This is a genomic window from Mesorhizobium erdmanii (genome assembly GCF_013170725.1).
Lineage (GTDB): Bacteria > Pseudomonadota > Alphaproteobacteria > Rhizobiales > Rhizobiaceae > Mesorhizobium > Mesorhizobium erdmanii.
Window position 1 is genome coordinate 1,998,326 of sequence record NZ_CP033361.1, and the last position, 14,802, is coordinate 2,013,127.

At 64.8% G+C, this 14,802-nt stretch carries 13 protein-coding genes; 6 read left to right on the forward strand and 7 right to left on the reverse strand.

All coding sequences use genetic code 11. The features are described from left to right. Positions 1 to 52: 52 nt before the first annotated feature. The 4 genes from EB233_RS09690 to EB233_RS09705 are packed head-to-tail and all read right to left on the reverse strand — an operon-like array spanning position 53 to position 3,229. Positions 53 to 829 (reverse strand): SDR family NAD(P)-dependent oxidoreductase, encoded by a 777-nt coding sequence (locus EB233_RS09690; protein WP_064992058.1) that lies wholly within the window; start codon positions 827 to 829, stop codon positions 53 to 55. Between the two features lie 12 nt (positions 830 to 841). Further along, on the reverse strand, positions 842 to 1,876 hold the full coding sequence (locus tag EB233_RS09695) for a phosphotransferase (protein WP_064992059.1): 1,035 nt from the start codon (positions 1,874 to 1,876) through the stop codon (positions 842 to 844). Next, entirely contained in the window at positions 1,873 to 2,358 is a 486-nt protein-coding gene (locus tag EB233_RS09700) for a MaoC family dehydratase (RefSeq protein ID WP_019861112.1), read from the reverse strand. Before EB233_RS09700 ends, EB233_RS09695 begins: the two co-directional genes overlap by 4 nt. Positions 2,359 to 2,413: 55 nt before the next feature. After that, positions 2,414 to 3,229, reverse strand: coding sequence for an SDR family oxidoreductase (locus EB233_RS09705; RefSeq protein ID WP_064992060.1), 816 nt, complete (start codon positions 3,227 to 3,229; stop codon positions 2,414 to 2,416). A 113-nt stretch (positions 3,230 to 3,342) separates the two neighbouring features. On the opposite strand from EB233_RS09705, the gene EB233_RS09710 reads away from it, so the two are divergent. The 6 genes from EB233_RS09710 to EB233_RS09735 all read left to right on the forward strand — a co-directional run bounded on the left by EB233_RS09710 (position 3,343) and on the right by EB233_RS09735 (position 9,295). Then, complete coding sequence (locus tag EB233_RS09710; RefSeq protein ID WP_064992061.1) at positions 3,343 to 4,584, forward strand: acyl-CoA dehydrogenase family protein; 1,242 nt, start codon at positions 3,343 to 3,345, stop codon at positions 4,582 to 4,584. A gap of 58 nt (positions 4,585 to 4,642) precedes the next feature. Then, positions 4,643 to 5,680, forward strand: coding sequence for a zinc-binding dehydrogenase (locus tag EB233_RS09715; protein WP_064992062.1), 1,038 nt, complete (start codon positions 4,643 to 4,645; stop codon positions 5,678 to 5,680). A gap of 220 nt (positions 5,681 to 5,900) precedes the next feature. Then, complete coding sequence (locus EB233_RS09720; protein WP_064992063.1) at positions 5,901 to 7,097, forward strand: glycosyltransferase family 87 protein; 1,197 nt, start codon at positions 5,901 to 5,903, stop codon at positions 7,095 to 7,097. Then, positions 7,090 to 8,073 carry a glycosyltransferase family 2 protein gene (locus EB233_RS09725; protein WP_064992064.1) on the forward strand — a complete coding sequence of 328 codons (984 nt, stop codon included), beginning with the start codon at positions 7,090 to 7,092 and terminating at the stop codon, positions 8,071 to 8,073. The genes EB233_RS09720 and EB233_RS09725 overlap by 8 nt, the downstream gene beginning before the upstream one ends. Then, on the forward strand, positions 8,070 to 8,888 hold the full coding sequence (locus EB233_RS09730; protein WP_064992065.1) for a ChbG/HpnK family deacetylase: 819 nt from the start codon (positions 8,070 to 8,072) through the stop codon (positions 8,886 to 8,888). Before EB233_RS09725 ends, EB233_RS09730 begins: the two co-directional genes overlap by 4 nt. Then, positions 8,885 to 9,295: a GtrA family protein gene (locus EB233_RS09735; protein WP_064992066.1), complete on the forward strand. Its 411-nt coding sequence runs from the start codon at positions 8,885 to 8,887 to the stop codon at positions 9,293 to 9,295. The genes EB233_RS09730 and EB233_RS09735 overlap by 4 nt, the downstream gene beginning before the upstream one ends. 61 nt (positions 9,296 to 9,356) lie before the next feature. Here EB233_RS09735 and EB233_RS09740 read toward each other — a convergent pair whose 3' ends face one another. The 3 genes from EB233_RS09740 to EB233_RS09750 all read right to left on the reverse strand — a co-directional run bounded on the left by EB233_RS09740 (position 9,357) and on the right by EB233_RS09750 (position 14,667). Continuing rightward, positions 9,357 to 12,488 (reverse strand): efflux RND transporter permease subunit, encoded by a 3,132-nt coding sequence (locus EB233_RS09740; protein ID WP_064992067.1) that lies wholly within the window; start codon positions 12,486 to 12,488, stop codon positions 9,357 to 9,359. Then, positions 12,485 to 13,636 (reverse strand): efflux RND transporter periplasmic adaptor subunit, encoded by a 1,152-nt coding sequence (locus EB233_RS09745; RefSeq protein ID WP_064992068.1) that lies wholly within the window; start codon positions 13,634 to 13,636, stop codon positions 12,485 to 12,487. Before EB233_RS09745 ends, EB233_RS09740 begins: the two co-directional genes overlap by 4 nt. Before the next feature lie 203 nt (positions 13,637 to 13,839). Further along, the gene (locus EB233_RS09750; RefSeq protein ID WP_064992069.1) at positions 13,840 to 14,667 is read right to left on the reverse strand and encodes a MurR/RpiR family transcriptional regulator; all 828 of its coding nucleotides are present in this window, start codon (positions 14,665 to 14,667) and stop codon (positions 13,840 to 13,842) included. Positions 14,668 to 14,802 lie beyond the last annotated feature (135 nt).

A 14,802-nucleotide genomic window follows, 5' to 3' on the forward strand; every position in this document is an offset into this window, starting at 1 on the left:
ACGCTGTACGAAAACGGACAAGGGCACGGGAAGTTCCCAAGCGGAACGGGAGTCAGATCGCGCCGACGCCCCCGTCGACGGCCAGTGCATGACCGGTCATGAACGAGTTGGCCGGGTCGGCGGCGAACAGGATGGCGGTGACGACTTCTTCCACTTCGGCAACCCGCCTCATCGGCACGCCTCGCGTCAGTTCAGCCAGGGCCTCGGCCTCCGGCGCGCCGGAGACGCGCACGAAGCTGTCCACCATCGCCGTTCGGGTGTGGGCCGGGCAGATGGCGTTGATGCGCAGGCCCTTGCTGGCATATTCGACCGCCGCCGAGCGAGTCAGGCCAACGACGCCGTGCTTGGCGGCGGCATAGACCGACAGCTTCGGCGCGCCGGACAGGCCGGCGGCCGAAGCGATGTTGACGATGGCGCCGCCTTTGCCGGATGTCTTGAACTGCCGCTCCATCTGCGGGATTTGGTGCTTCATGGCATAGAAGACGCCGAGCAGGTCGATCTCCAGCACACGGCGCGCCTCGTCGGAGGGGACCTGCGGCAGACGCACGAAGCTCTGGACAATGCCGGCATTGTTTACGGCGATATCCAGCCTGCCGAATTTTTCGATCGCCAGCCCGACCAGATCCCCGGACAGTTTCTCGTCGGCTACGTTGCCGGCCAGGATCGCCGTTTCGGACGGCAACATGCCGGCAAGGTCGGCGAGCGCCTTTTCGTCGATGTCCGACAGCACCAGCCGCGCGCCTTCGGAGGCGAAGCCTTTCGCAGCACTGCTGCCGAGGCCGCCGGCGGCTCCGGTGATCAGCACTGTTGCTCCATCAAAGCGGCCCATCATGTCTCCCCATCATGCCTGCCTGTCGATCAGTCTGGCTGCGAGGTGCGAAAGCAGCTTCACCGCCTCGCCATAGGTTCTGGCCTTTTCGGGATTGGAGGCGTTGCCGTCCAGCGCGCGCTTGTAGACGCCCTGGCAGATCGCCGCCAGGCGGAAGAAGGAGAAGGCGAGGAAGAACGTCCAGTTGCCGATGCCGGTGAGCCCGCGCCGCCGGCAATAGGCGGCGACATAGTCTTCCTCGGAAGGAAGGCCGAGCGCGGCACGGTCGACGCCGCCGAGGCCGCGAAAGCCGGAGGCATGCGGCAGGCGCCACTGCATGCACTGATACGCGATGTCGGCAAAGGGGTGGCCTGAGGTCGACAACTCCCAGTCGAGCACCGCGATGACCCGTGGCCGGTCCGGTGCGAAGATCAGATTGTCCAGCCGGTAGTCGCCATGGACAAGCGATATCAGGCCGTCGTCCGCGGGCATGTGCGTTTCCAGCCAGGCGATCAGTTGGTCCATGTCGGCAATGCCGCCGGTTTCCGAAGCCCGGTACTGGCTGGTCCAGCGCGCCAACTGCCGCTCGAAATAATTGCCCGGCCGGCCGAAATCCGAAAGTCCCACGGCGACGACGTCGACATCGTGCAGGGCCGCGAGCGTGGCGTTCATGGCGTCGTAGATCGCGGCGCGCTCACCATTGTCGCGGGCTTCTGGCAGCGCCGGATCCCAGAAGATGCGGCCGCCGAGGAAATCCATGACATAGAACATGCGGCCGATCGGCGACTCTTCCGCCGACAGATGCAGCATTTCGGGCACCGGCACGGCGGTGCCGGCAAGCGCTTTCATCACGCGGAATTCGCGGTCGACCTGATGCGCCGATTTCAGCAATTGCCCGGGCGGCTTGGCACGCAGCACGTAGCGGCCGCTGGCCGCCGTCAGGAGATAGGTCGGGTTCGACTGGCCGGATTTGAATTTTTCGATTGAAGCGAGCCCGGCAAAGCCCGGGATTTCCGCCTCGAGGTAAGGCGCGAGCGCTGCCTGGTCGAGCGCGTTGGGGTCGTTCATGCGGTCTCGGGCTGGCGTTCGATCAGCGTCAGCGTCAGCCAGCGGGCGGTCAGCGCCGGTTTCTTCGAACCCTCGATCTCGATCGTCACGTCGTGCGCCGTCTGCACCCAGCCCGACGGCCTGACCTTGACGTCGGCCAGCACGAAACGGGTGCGGATGCGCGCACCGGTCTTCACCGGCGCCAGGAAGCGCAGCGAATCGAAGCCGTGGTTGACGCCCATCTTGCCGTTTTCCAGCGGCGGCATGGTCTCGAAGGTCATGGCCGAGAGCAGCGACAGCGACAGGAAGCCATGCGCGATGGTGCCGCCGAACGGCGTCTCGCGCTTGGCTCGTTCGGGGTCGCAGTGAATGAACTGGTGGTCGTCGGTGGCGTCGGCGAACTGGTCGATCATGCGCTGCGTCACCACCCGCCACGGCGAGACACCAACCTCCTTGCCGACACTGGCCAGAAGCACATCGAGACTGATCGGTTCCACGCTCATGTCCTCCAGTTCACCTCCGGCTTCTACGGCCGGAAAATGTCATTCTTGAATAAGGTCAGGCCTTGAACAAGGTCAATCCATGCTGCACCGACTGCCCGCCGTCGATCGGCAGGATGGCGCCGGTGACATAGCTGCCCGCACGGCTGCACAAATAGAGCGTTGCGCCGGCAATGTCATCCGGTGCGCCGATACGGCCGATCGGAACATGGCTGCCGACATGCCTGGCCTGCTCATCCGTACCGGTGGCAAAGGCTGTCATCCGGCTCTGGAAGGGGCCGGGGGCAAAAGCGTTGACGGTGATGCGGCGGGGGGCGAATTCGAGCGCGAGCGTGCGTGTCAGATGATGCACCGCGGCCTTGGACGCGGTATAGGAATAGGCGTCGTCGGCCAGCGGCTGCGTGCCCATCACCGAACCCAGATTGATCACGCGGGCCGGATCGGCGTCGCTGGCGGCCGCCTCGAGCAGCGGCAGCAATTCGCGCGTCAGGTGGAAGACAGCGGTCACATTGACACCGAACACCTTGGCCCATGCCGAATAGGGAAAGCTCTCCAGCGGCGCACCCCAGGAAACACCGGCGTTGTTGACCAGAATCTCGAGTTTGTCGGTGCGCGCCTTGACCTCGGCGACGAGCGCGGCGATGCCAGCCTCGCTGGAGACGTCGCCGGCGAAGCCCTCGGCCCGGCCCGGCGCGCCCAGCCCGTTCAGTTCGGCGGCGACCTTGATGCAGTCCTCGCCCTTGCGCGAAGCGATCATCACGCTGGCGCCGGCCCTGACCAGGGCGGTTGCCGCCATGCGGCCGATGCCGGTCGCGGCGCCCGTAACCAGCGCGGTCTTGCCGGCCACCGAAAACAGCTCGTCCAGATAGGCCATTCCAATCCTCCGCGCCTCGCCTGGGCAAAGAGTTCGCGTTGACAAGGCTATCCGAAGTACAGTCATCCTTGCCACTGACAAAATGCCAGGCCTGCATGAAGGGTTAGCGACCGATGACGGAGATGAATCTCGGCATGACCGAGCGGCTGAAGCCGATCCACGCGCGCGTCGCTTCCATGGTGCGCGACGAAATCATGCCGCTCGACCACGAATTTCTCGGTGAGGTGGGCAAGGCAGGCGACCGCTGGGTCCACAGCAAACGTCAAACCGAGATCCTCGATGGACTGAAGACGACGGCGCGTGAGCGTGGCCTGTGGAACTTCTGGCTGACCGGCTCGGAACGCGGTTACGGCCTCTCAACCGTCGAATACGCTTATCTCGCCGAGGAAATGGGCAAGGCACATCTCGGCGCCGAGACCTTCAACTGCTCCGCGCCCGACACCGGCAATATGGAGGTGCTGGAGCGCTATGGCTCGGCCGACCATAAGAAAACATGGCTCGAACCGCTTCTGGATGGGAAAATCCGCTCGGCCTATCTGATGACCGAGCCGGATGTCGCGTCATCCGACGCCACCAACATCGCGATGCGCTGCGAGCGGCAAGGCGACGACTATGTCCTCAACGGCGAAAAATGGTGGGCGTCGGGCGCCGGCGATCCGCGCTGCGCCATCTACATCGTGATGGTGCGGACGGGGGGCGAGGCAGCACCGCAGCACCGCCGCCATTCGATGATCCTGGTTCCTGCCGACACCAAGGGAGTGACCAAGGTACGGGCCATGCAGGTCTATGGCGACGATGACGCGCCGCATGGCCACATGCACCTTCGCTTCGACAATGTCCGGGTCCCGGCCTCGAACATGATCCTCGGCGAGGGCAGGGGATTCGAGATCGCGCAAGGGCGGCTCGGGCCCGGCCGCATCCATCACTGCATGCGCGCCATAGGCCAGGCCGAGATGGCGCTGGAACTGCTGTGCCAGCGTTCGGTGCGCCGCGAGGCCTTCGGCCAACCCCTGGCCAAACTCGGGGCCAATTTCGACATCATCGCCGAATGCCGCATGGAGATCGAGATGGCGCGGCTGCTCTGCCTCAAGGCGGCGTGGATGATCGACCAGGGCGACGCGCGTGCCGCTGCCCCCTGGATCAGCCAGATCAAGGTCATCGCACCGCGCGTCGCCCTCAAGGTCACCGACGAGGCGGTGCAGATGTTCGGCGCGCAAGGCATCAGCCAGGACACGCCGCTGGCGCGCTCGTGGACACATCTGAGGACATTGCGCCTTGCCGACGGGCCTGACGCCGTGCATCGCCGGCAGGTGGCGCGGACGGAGCTGAGGAAATACACGCAGGAGAAGGTCTGAGCGGCAGCCCGGTCCGCCGCGCTTTGGACCTTCTGTCAACAACCACGGAGTGTCACCGATGACCATTCCCTCCGAAATGAAGGCGTTGCTCCTGGTCGGCGACGGCTACACCAAGACGCCGAGCGGCAGTGCGCTCGAGGCGATGGAGCCCTATCTCGAGCCGGGCAGCATCGCGGTGCCGGTGCCCGGACCGAGCCAGGTGCTGATCAAGGTCAGCCTGGCGTCGATCAACCCGTCCGATGTTGCCTTCATCAAGGGCCAGTACGGCCAGCCGCGCGCCAAGGGCCGGCCGGCCGGCTTCGAGGGTGTCGGCACCGTCGTCGCCAGCGGTGACGAGCCCTATCCCCAAAGCCTCGTCGGCAAGCGCGTCGCCTTCGCCACCGGCCTCAGCAACTGGGGGTCGTGGGCCGAATTCGCCGTCGCCGAGGCGGCGGCCTGCATTCCGCTGCTCGACACGGTGCGCGACGAGGATGGCGCGGCGATGATCGTCAATCCGCTCACCGCGATCGCCATGTTCGACATCGTCAAGCAGGAAGGCGAAAAGGCGTTCGTGATGACCGCCGGCGCCAGCCAGCTCTGCAAGCTGATCATCGGCTTGGCCAGCGAGGAAGGGTTTCGGCCAATCGTCACGGTGCGCCGCGACGAGCAGATCGAGCTTCTGAAAGAGATCGGCGCTGCCCATGTGCTCAATGAGAAGGCGCCGGATTTCGAAGCTACGCTGCGTGAGGTGATGAAGGCCGAACAGCCGCGCATCTTCCTCGATGCGGTCACCGGACCGCTGGCCTCGGCCATCTTCAATGCGATGCCGAAGCGTGCGCGCTGGATCATCTATGGCCGGCTCGATCCTGAAGCCACGGTAATCCGCGAGCCCGGCCAACTGATCTTCCAGCACAAACATATCGAAGGTTTCTGGCTGAGCGAATGGATGCGACAATCCAAGGAGCGGCGGGGTCCGGCGATCCTGGAGGCGCAGCAGCGGTTTTCCGACGGGCGCTGGGCAACCGACGTGACGGCCGTCGTGCCGTTCGCCGAGGCGATGACGCGGGTACCGGCCGAACTGGCCAAGCCCAACGGCAAGGTGTTCATCCGGCCTTGATGCAGTTCGAAGGGTATCAGAGCCCTGAATACGAGGCTTTCAAGAGGCCCCTTGCAGGTCAGGGTGCCCCGGCATTCCACTACTCCCGATGGCCCGCCGGGCTTACGGCCGCGTCTTTCAGCCCTCTATGCCACGCCGCTTTGTCCGTGATATGCCGCCGCCATCGAATGCCGAGGCAGTGCTGGACTGAGCCTGTCCCGGGTGTTGTGGGGTGTCTTTGATGACGATGTCCAAGCCGGTTTTCGACCGTTTGGGACTTGGCCTGTGGATCGGGGCGTTCCTGATCGTTCTTGCCTTGGTTCTGTGGTCTCCCCACACGCGGACGGTCTGGCAAGCCTATATAGACGGCAGTGAGGCGCTGCTGGCCCGCCGGCCGCTCTACAATCTCCAATCCGAGATGGGCTATCTCTACGCGCCGGCTTTTGCCACGCTTTATGTTCCATTGGTAAAGCTCGGTCCGCATCTCGGCGGCCTGCTGTGGCATATCATCGGCTTCGCGGTGCTGACTTTTGCCGCGATGCGGCAGGTGCGCAAGCTCGGCGGCGGGGAATTGCCATGGTTGCTGTCCTTCGGACTGTTCCTTGCCCTGCCGATGGCGCTGGGGGCGATCCGCAACGGTCAGGCGACGATCCTTCTGACCGGCGCCTGCTGGCTTCTCACCCTGTCGGCGCTCGAGGGACGACGCGCCGAAACCTTCTTCTGGGCTTCGGTCGCCATCATCGCCAAGCCGACCGCGGTCATCATGTTGCTGTTGGTTGGTGCCCTGCGTTTCCGGCTGATACCGGTGCTGGTGCTGGCGGTGCTGTTCGTGCTCGCTTTGCCCTACGCCTTTGCTCCCGCCAGCTATCTCAACGACCAGTATCGTCTTTTTGCAGAAATGCTGACCTCGATGGCCGTCGACAATGCCAACCATTTCGTTCCCACCGATTTCACAGCGCCGTTTACCAAAATGGGGCTGCCTCTCCCGGAATTCGGTGCCACGATCGTGCGCATGGTCATGGCCCTGTTCACGCTTTGCGCGGCGGTCTGGTTCGACCGCAAGCTCGAACGCGGAACGGCCGGTCTCGCCATCTTCCTGACGGCGACGTTCTACATGTGCGTCTTCAACCCGCGCGTCGAGCCCAATACCTATGCCATGATCGCGGTGCCCGCCGGTCTCGCTGTCGCCTTGTTGTGGCGCGAGGAACGAGGTGGCGTGCTGGCTTCGGTGCTGTCCTTGATGCTGTTCCTGACCGGATTGACGGGGGTCGAGCGCCATATCCAGGATTTGACATACCCCTGGTTCAGGCCGGTCGCGGTCACCGTCATCGCCGGTTCCCTGATCTGGTGGTTCTGGGCGAAAGCAGGCGACAAGGGGGCGCGAGACACGACGATGCGAGACAAGGTGATGAATGAAAGGCCCGTCGCAAATGGCTGAGTCGCGGCCCGTCCTCGATATCGTCGCGCCGTTCTTCAACGAGGCGCCATCGGCATCGGCCTTTGCCGCATTGCTCGACAAGCTCGAAGCCGAAGTGTCGCAGCGTTTCGGCATCGCCGTCCACAAGATCCTGGTCGACGATGGCAGCCGCGACGATGGCGCCGAGCGGTTCTCGCGGGCGCTGTCGGGTTCGTGGGAGATCGTGCGGCTCAGCCGCAATTTCGGCAAGGAGGTCGCCGTACTCGCCGGCCTCGACCGGTCGCGCGGCGACATGGCGCTGGTGATGGACGCCGATCTCCAGCATTCGATGGACACCAGCCTGACGATGATCGCCGAACTGGTGGAGAACCCGGATATCGATGTCGTCTACGCGCAGAACGATCGCCGCGAGGCCAGCTGGCGGCGCAGTCAGCTGGCTCGGCTTTTCTACAGCCTGATCAACTCGAGCCAGCGTTTCGACATTCCCGAGAATGCCGGCGATTTTCGCGTCATGCGCGGTGCCGTGGTGCGCGCCCTGACCAGCCTGCGCGACAAGCGGCGCTTCAACAAGGGTCTGTTCGCCTGGGCCGGTTTCCGCCAGAAGGCCATACAATATTCGCCGGAGAACCGCGCCACGGGCACGTCGAAATGGAGCCGGCTCAACCTGATCGCTTTCTCGCTGGAAGGTTTTACCTCCTTTTCCGTCATCCCGTTGCGCATCATCAGCCTGAGCGGGATGCTGGCGGCGTTGGCCGGCCTCGCTTACGGCGCCAAAGTGTTCTTCGAGGTGATGTTCTACGGCATCGCCGTCCCCGGTTATCCCAGCCTCATGGTCGCCGTCGTCCTGCTCGGCGGCCTCAACCTCACCTTGCTTGGCCTGATCGGCGAGTATGTCTGGGTCACGCTCTCGGAAAGCAAGGACCGGCCGGTCTATATCGTGCGCGATGTCGTGCGCGGCGATGTTTTGGACCGGCCGCCAGGCGCACCCGGCGCATGACGCGACGCATCCGCCTGATCGCCGACGACTACGGCTTGGCGCCTGGGGTCTCCGCAGCGATTCTCGAGCTGCTCGACCGTGGCCGCTTGACCGGCACCGGCTGCATGACCGGCTTTCCGGAATGGCCGGATGCGGCGGCGCGCATAAAGCCGCTGTGCGGCCGCGCGGCGGTCGGGCTGCACCTGACCCTCACCGACCAGCCGGCCGTCACCGGCCGGTCTGGCCTGGCGCCGGGAGGCCGACTGCCACCGCTGCGTTCACTGGCGCTGCCGGTCCTGCGCGGCGGCATTGACGCGCGAGACGTCCATGCCGAGCTCGACGCGCAATACAACCGCTTTGTCGAGGCGCTTGGCCGCCAGCCTGACTTCATCGACGGACACCAGCACGTGCATTTCCTGCCCATCGTGCGCACGTGGCTGCGGGGGCATTTCTCCGACGCTGGGGGCAAGCCGGCGCTGCGCGGTGCGCCGGCGCTAGGCCATGCCGCCGTGGCGCCGAAAGTCGCGGCAATCGCAGCCTTGGCCACCGGCTTCAACCAGTCGATGGCGCGCGCCGGCTTCAGCATTTTCAGGCCGCTCGCCGGCATCTATGACTGGCGGCAACCCGAACGGTTCGCGCCGGTTCTGCAGGCCGCCGTGGAGGCGCTGCCGGAACGAGGCCTGTTCATGTGCCATCCCGGCCATGTCGACGAGACGCTGCGGGCGCGCGACCCGATGCAAGGCGTGCGCGAAGTGGAATTCACCGTCCTGGCCTCGGACGCATTTGGCGCCAGCCTAGCCCGCGCCGGTGTCGAGATCATGGACGGCAAGGGATGAGCGGCGCCGACCAGCCCCGCCGCTCGACCGGCAGCAAGATTGTTCGCTTTGCCATTGTCGGGTTGGTGAACACGGCTATCGACCTTGCCGGCTTTTTCCTGTTGCTCAAGATGCATCTGCCGCCATTGCCGGCCAACGTCATCTCATGGTCGATCGCCGTCGTCTTTTCTTTCGTGGCGAATGGTTTCTGGTCGTTCGAGCGCAACCAAGCCATCCGGCTGCATGATGCCTTCCTGCGTTTCGTCTCGCTCGGCGCGCTGATTTCGCTCGGTGTATCCAGCCTGTCGATCGAACTCTTCGCCGGTATTGCCGGTGTGTGGCCGGCAAAGATCGGCGGTGTCATTGTGGCGGCGGTGCTGAATTTCCTCGCCGCGCGCTGGTCGATCGAGGGCCGGCTGCTGAAGTAGCAGCGCACTCTTCCTTTGCAAAATTGGGCGCAAAACAGCCATTCCGCGTCCCGACTTTACCCTATTCCGCGGGCTCCATATTGGTATAGGCGGCTTCCTCGAGTTCGCGCTTGAGGCGCGTTTCCTCATGGGTCTTGGGGGTGACGAAGCGGCCAAGCAGGAGATAGGCGACCGGCGTCAGGAACAGTGTCGAGATGGTGGCCAGCCCCAGCCCGCCGACGATCACCCAGCCGAGCGCCACGCGTGCCTCGGCGCCGGCGCCCGCCGCCAGCACCAGCGGTACGCCGCCGAGTATGGTGCAGATCATCGTCATCATCACCGGCCGCAGCCGGATCGTCGAGGCCTGCTCGATCGCCTCGCGGACACCAAGCCCGCGATCGCGCAGCTGGTTGGCGAACTCGACGATCAGGATGCCGTTCTTGGCCATGACGCCAACCAGGAGCACCAGGCCGATCTGGCTGTAGGCGTTGAGGCTGGTGCCTGACAGCAGCAGCGCGAAGATGGCGCAGGCCAGCCCGAGCGGCACCGTCGCCATGATGATGACGGCGCTGACGAAGCTTTCGAACTGGGCGGCCAGCACCAGAAGGATGATGACCAGCGCGAAGCCGAAGATGGTGACCATGGCGCTGTTGGTTTCACCCAGCGTCGCGGCCTCGGCCAGCGGCAGGATGCGGCTGGCCGGCGGCAGCAGCGGCGTGGCGATTGCCTCGGCTTGGCTCAGCGCATCGCCAAGCGCGAAATCGCCGGAAAGGTTGGAGGTGATGGCCACCGATGGCTGCTGCTGCTCGCGCGACAGCGATGGTGGCACCGCGCGCTCGGTCAGCGTGGCGATGGTCGACATCGGCACGAAGCGGCCGTCGCCTGTCTTCAGGAAGACATTTTCCAGATCGGTCGGATCGTTGATCGGATTGGTGGTCGAGACCAGCTTCACGCCATAGCTGCGGTCGGCGATGTAGACGTCGACGACATCATTGCCGTCGAGCATGGCCTGCATGGTGTTGGCGAGCCCCGTAATGTCGATGCCAAGGTCCGAGGCGCGCTCGCGGTCGATGGCGACGGCCAGTTGCGGCTGCGTCGGATCGATCGACAGGCGCGGCGTCTGGAAGCGCGGGTCTTTCTGCATCTCGGCGATGATCTTGACCGCCGCCTCGCCGAGCGCCTTGCGGTTGTTGCCGACCAGCGCGAATTGCAGGCCGTTGCCGGCGCCGCGGATGCCGAGGCTGTTGGGCTGCACCGGGAAGATGCGCACGCTCGGCACCTGCCTGGTCAGTTGGCTGATCTCGGCCATGATCTCCTGCTGGCTGCGGCTGCGCTCGTTCCAGGGCGCCAGCGTCATCACCATGAAGCCGGAATTGTAGGAGCCGTTCTGCCCGGCATTCTCGAAAGTCGAGCGGATTTCGCCGGAATCGCGCATCGGCTGGATCAGCTTCTCGATCTTCTGCATCTGCTGCGTCGTGTAATCGAGGCTGACGCCTTGCGGGGCATTGATGCGCAACAGCACGGCCGCACGGTCCTCGGTCGGCGTCAGTTCCTGGCGGATGGTGCCGAACAGGGTGAAGGCGGTACCGGCAAACAGTACCGCGACCAGAACCACGATCCACGGCGCATCGAGGCAAGCGTGCAGTGTCCGCTTGTAGGCTGCATTCAATGCGCCGCCGATACGCGCGCCGATGCCGTGGCCGCCCTCGTGGTGGAGCGAGGCGCCGGTCAGCATGCGCGAGGCGAGCATCGGGCAAAGCGTGAGCGCCACCACGCAGGACAGAAGCACCGACATGGCAAGCACGAAGCCGAATTCACGGAACAGGCCGCCGGTCTGTCCGGGCAGGAAGGAGATCGGCACGAAGACGGCGACCAGCGTCAGCGTCGTGGCGACGACGGCGAAGAACACTTCCTGGGCGCCGAGCACGGCGGCCGCGCGCGGCCCCATGCCTTCATTGCGCCGCCGCACGATGTTTTCCAGGACCACGATGGCATCGTCCACCACCAGTCCGGTCGCCAGCACCATGGCGAGCAGCGTTAGGATGTTGACGGAGAAACCGGCCAGATAGATGGCGGCTATGGTGCCGATCATGGCGACTGGCATCGACAGGCCCGGGATCAACGTGGCGCGCCAGTCGAGCAGGAAGATGTAGATGACGATCAGCACCATCGTTACCGACAGGCCGAGGGCGATCTCGACCTCGTGGACCGCGCCCTTGACGAAGACGGCATCGTCGCTGGTGATCTTGATCGCCATGCCCTTGGGCAGGTTCTCCTGCAGCTTGGCGACGGCGGCCTGGACACCGGTCGAAATATCCAGCGTGTTCGATTCCGCCTGGCGGATGATGCCGATGCCGATGCCGGTCTTGCCATCGGAGCGCAGCGTGGTCTGGCCGACATCGGGGCCGAGCGTGACGGTGGCGACGTCGCGGATGCGGGTCGTGCCGCCGATGATGATGTTTTCGAATTCCTCGGGCGTGGTCACGTCGGCCGTGGTGCGCACGATCAGGTCCTGGTTGGTCGTGGTGATCGAACCGGCCGGGGAATCGAAGGCGACGGAGGCCAGGGCTTTCCTGAGATCGGCAACCGTGAAGCCGAGGCTGGCGAGCTTGTTCTGGTCGACGTCGATGCGGAATATCTTGTCGCGGTCGCCATAGACCTGAACGTCGGCGACGCCGGGCACGGCGGCCAGTTCGTCCTCGATCTGGTCCTGGACCACGACGGTCATGTCCTGGATCGACATGTTGTCGGAGGTCACCGCCAGCCGCATCACCGCGTCGGAATTGGCGTCGGCCTTGACGATGCGCGGGGGATCGGCGGTGTCCGGGATCTGGTTGGCGACGCGGCCGACTGCATCGCGCACGTCGGAGGCGGCGACATTGAGGTCGACGCCGTCGTTGAATTCGATGGTGACGCGGCTTGAGCCGAAGGAGGAGGACGACGAGATCGACTTGACGCCGGAGACGCGGGCGACAGCGCCCTCGATCGTGTCGGTCAGTTCGCGGTCGACGGTTTCGGCGGCGGCGCCCTCGAAGGCGGTCGAGACAGTCACCACGGCACGGTCGACGTCGGGCAATTCGCGGATCTCGACGCCGTAGAAGGCCGCGAGGCCGGCTACCGCGATAAGGACGTTCAGCACGAAGGCCATGACCGGCCTGCGGATGAACAGGGCGGTGAAGCCGGTATCGCTGGCGGCGTTGACGGGTGCGGTCATGAGCCTTCGGCGGTGTTGGCTGCGCGCTGGTCCTGGCCGGCGATGCGGACTTCGCCGCCCTCGCTGACGCTCTGCGTGCCTTCGGTCACGACCATGTCGCCGCTGTCGATCTCGGCGTCGATCAGCACGGTCTCGGTGTTTCGCTGGATGATGCGCACCGGCACGCGTCTGGCCTTACCCCCCTCGACCTGCCAGACATAGGCGCCGTCCGAGCCCCACAGGATCGCCAGCGGGCTGACGGCCGGATAGGTCTCGCCGGGGAATTTCATGGTGATGGAGAACGACATGCCGGCGCGCAGCGAATCCGCGGGATTGGCGATCTTGGCCTTGACCAGCAGCGTGCGGCTCTTCTCGTCGATGTGATTGTCGATGGCCGATACCGTACCGGTATAGGCGTTGCTGGGATTGGCGATTGGTGTCGCCGTCAGTTGCGCGCCGACCTTGACGGCGGCTGCGAAACGCTCGGGCACCTGGAAATCGACGAGGATCGACGAGCGGTCGTCGAGCGTGGCGATCGCCGACTGGTTGGTGACATAGTTGCCGGCCGAGATCGGCAGGATGCCGACAGTGCCCGATATCGGTGCCAGGACAGACCGACGTTGCAATGCGAGCTCCGCATCCTGAAGCGCCAGCTTGGCGCCTGCCAGAACTACCTCGGCGTCGGCAACGGCGACCGGCGTCGCGGCATTGGAAGCACGAAGCGATTTTACACGATCGAGCTTGGATTGCGCATCCTGCAGAGCGAGTTTGGCCCGGTCCTGAGAGATGATCTCGGTCTCGGAATCGAGCGTGGCGATGATCTGTCCCTTGTCGACGTGGCTGCCGGATTCGACCAGCAGCTCGGCAAGGCGGCCGGAACTGTAGGGATTGACGGCCACCGAGGCGTTGGCGCGGCCGGTGCCGATCGCCTGCAAGCGGTCGTTGATAACAGCCGAGGCGGCTGGCGATGCGACGATGGTGGCAATCCGGACGCCGCCGTGCCCCGACTGCCGGGAGTCAGCCGCCGTTTCTTTCGTCGTCGCGCCATAGGCCCAGTCCATGCCCCAGCGCGCCAGCACTTCGGGAGCGCCGGGGTGGAAACGAGCCCACGCGGCCGCGGCGACAACCACGACGACAAGCCCAAGGACAATCTGTTTCCAGCGCGACATCGACACTCCAGCGGCAAGAATCGTCTGCCGGTTCCAAGTGGAAGCGGATGTAGCGACGACAAGGGCTGGGGGGCAAAACCGGCCACCCGCACCTTCCGATATCATCGGTTTATGGCAATTATCACGCAATCGTGCACATTAAATCTCGGTAACGTGAACGCCGGACGCTTGATCAGGGGCGGATGCGCTTGCCCGGAGCCCGCTTAACGCAGCCCTTCCATTTCCCGAATACGCCGAGCGCCGTCGGCCTCGAGCTGCCTCGTAACGGCGCCGATCAGCGTTTCGGCGACGACGAAAAGTGCCGCCGAGGAATCCCATGCCGACGGCACCGCCGTGCGTCCAGCGATGACATGGCGGGCAAACCTGGAAATCGGCGACAGCCACTGGTCCGTGAACAGCACGATCTGGACACCGCGCTGGTGCGCCTTCTCGGCGAAGCGGACGAGGCTATCCTGGTAGCGCCTGATGTCGAAGATCACCAGCACGTCGCGCTTGCCCATGTCGATCAGCCGGTCGCGCCACATGCTCTCCTGTCCGGCGAGGTGGAACACATCGGGCTGGATGACGGCGAGGTGGGCGGCCATGTAGCGCGCCAGCGGGTCGGTGAAGCGGCCGCCGACGAGAAATGTTTTGCCACGCCGTTCGGCGAGCCGGGCGGCGATGTCGGCAAGCTGCTTGTCGGAGAGGTGGCGGAAGGTCTCGCGCATATTGTCGAGCGTCGCCTCCAGCATCGGTGAGGCCGTGCCGCCGCCGGGCGAGGGCGGGTTGAGCGTGCGGATCGCCGGCGACTGCAGTTGCGCCGCCAGTTCGTCCTGCAGGCTCGACTGGAATTCCGGATAGTTCTGGAACCCGAGCCGGGCCACGAAGCGCAGGATGGTCGGCGAGGAGACGCCGGCGGCGGTCGAGAATTCAGCGACCGTCTTCAGGCCGATCATCGGATAGCTGGCAATCAGCGTCTGCGCCGCGCGCCGTTCGCCGGCCGGCATCGTGCCGATGCGATCGGCGATCAGTTCGGCAATGCTGGAAATCATCTTTTCCCCTACCCGTTGGCTTGGCCTTAGAGATCGCATTTGACAAAGCCGGACAAACTGTATGAAATCATCCATAGGGACGCAATGAGACAAAATACGTAACATACGATACAGCGCTCCCCGGGGACGGCAGGA

Excerpts from the sequence above, each read along its gene's own strand:
- EB233_RS09725 (WP_064992064.1), top strand. The coding sequence starts at position 7,090 with ATGGCTGAGTCGCGGCCCGTCCTCGATATCGTCGCGCCGTTCTTCAAC.
- EB233_RS09705 (WP_064992060.1), bottom strand. The coding sequence starts at position 3,229 with ATGGCCTATCTGGACGAGCTGTTTTCGGTGGCCGGCAAGACCGCGCTG.
- EB233_RS09740 (WP_064992067.1), bottom strand. The coding sequence starts at position 12,488 with ATGACCGCACCCGTCAACGCCGCCAGCGATACCGGCTTCACCGCCCTG.
- EB233_RS09715 (WP_064992062.1), top strand. The coding sequence starts at position 4,643 with ATGACCATTCCCTCCGAAATGAAGGCGTTGCTCCTGGTCGGCGACGGC.
- EB233_RS09695 (WP_064992059.1), bottom strand. The coding sequence starts at position 1,876 with ATGAACGACCCCAACGCGCTCGACCAGGCAGCGCTCGCGCCTTACCTC.
- EB233_RS09720 (WP_064992063.1), top strand. The coding sequence starts at position 5,901 with ATGACGATGTCCAAGCCGGTTTTCGACCGTTTGGGACTTGGCCTGTGG.
- EB233_RS09690 (WP_064992058.1), bottom strand. The coding sequence starts at position 829 with ATGGGCCGCTTTGATGGAGCAACAGTGCTGATCACCGGAGCCGCCGGC.
- EB233_RS09745 (WP_064992068.1), bottom strand. The coding sequence starts at position 13,636 with ATGTCGCGCTGGAAACAGATTGTCCTTGGGCTTGTCGTCGTGGTTGTC.
- EB233_RS09730 (WP_064992065.1), top strand. The coding sequence starts at position 8,070 with ATGACGCGACGCATCCGCCTGATCGCCGACGACTACGGCTTGGCGCCT.
- EB233_RS09700 (WP_019861112.1), bottom strand. The coding sequence starts at position 2,358 with ATGAGCGTGGAACCGATCAGTCTCGATGTGCTTCTGGCCAGTGTCGGC.
- EB233_RS09750 (WP_064992069.1), bottom strand. The coding sequence starts at position 14,667 with ATGATTTCCAGCATTGCCGAACTGATCGCCGATCGCATCGGCACGATG.
- EB233_RS09710 (WP_064992061.1), top strand. The coding sequence starts at position 3,343 with ATGACGGAGATGAATCTCGGCATGACCGAGCGGCTGAAGCCGATCCAC.
- EB233_RS09735 (WP_064992066.1), top strand. The coding sequence starts at position 8,885 with ATGAGCGGCGCCGACCAGCCCCGCCGCTCGACCGGCAGCAAGATTGTT.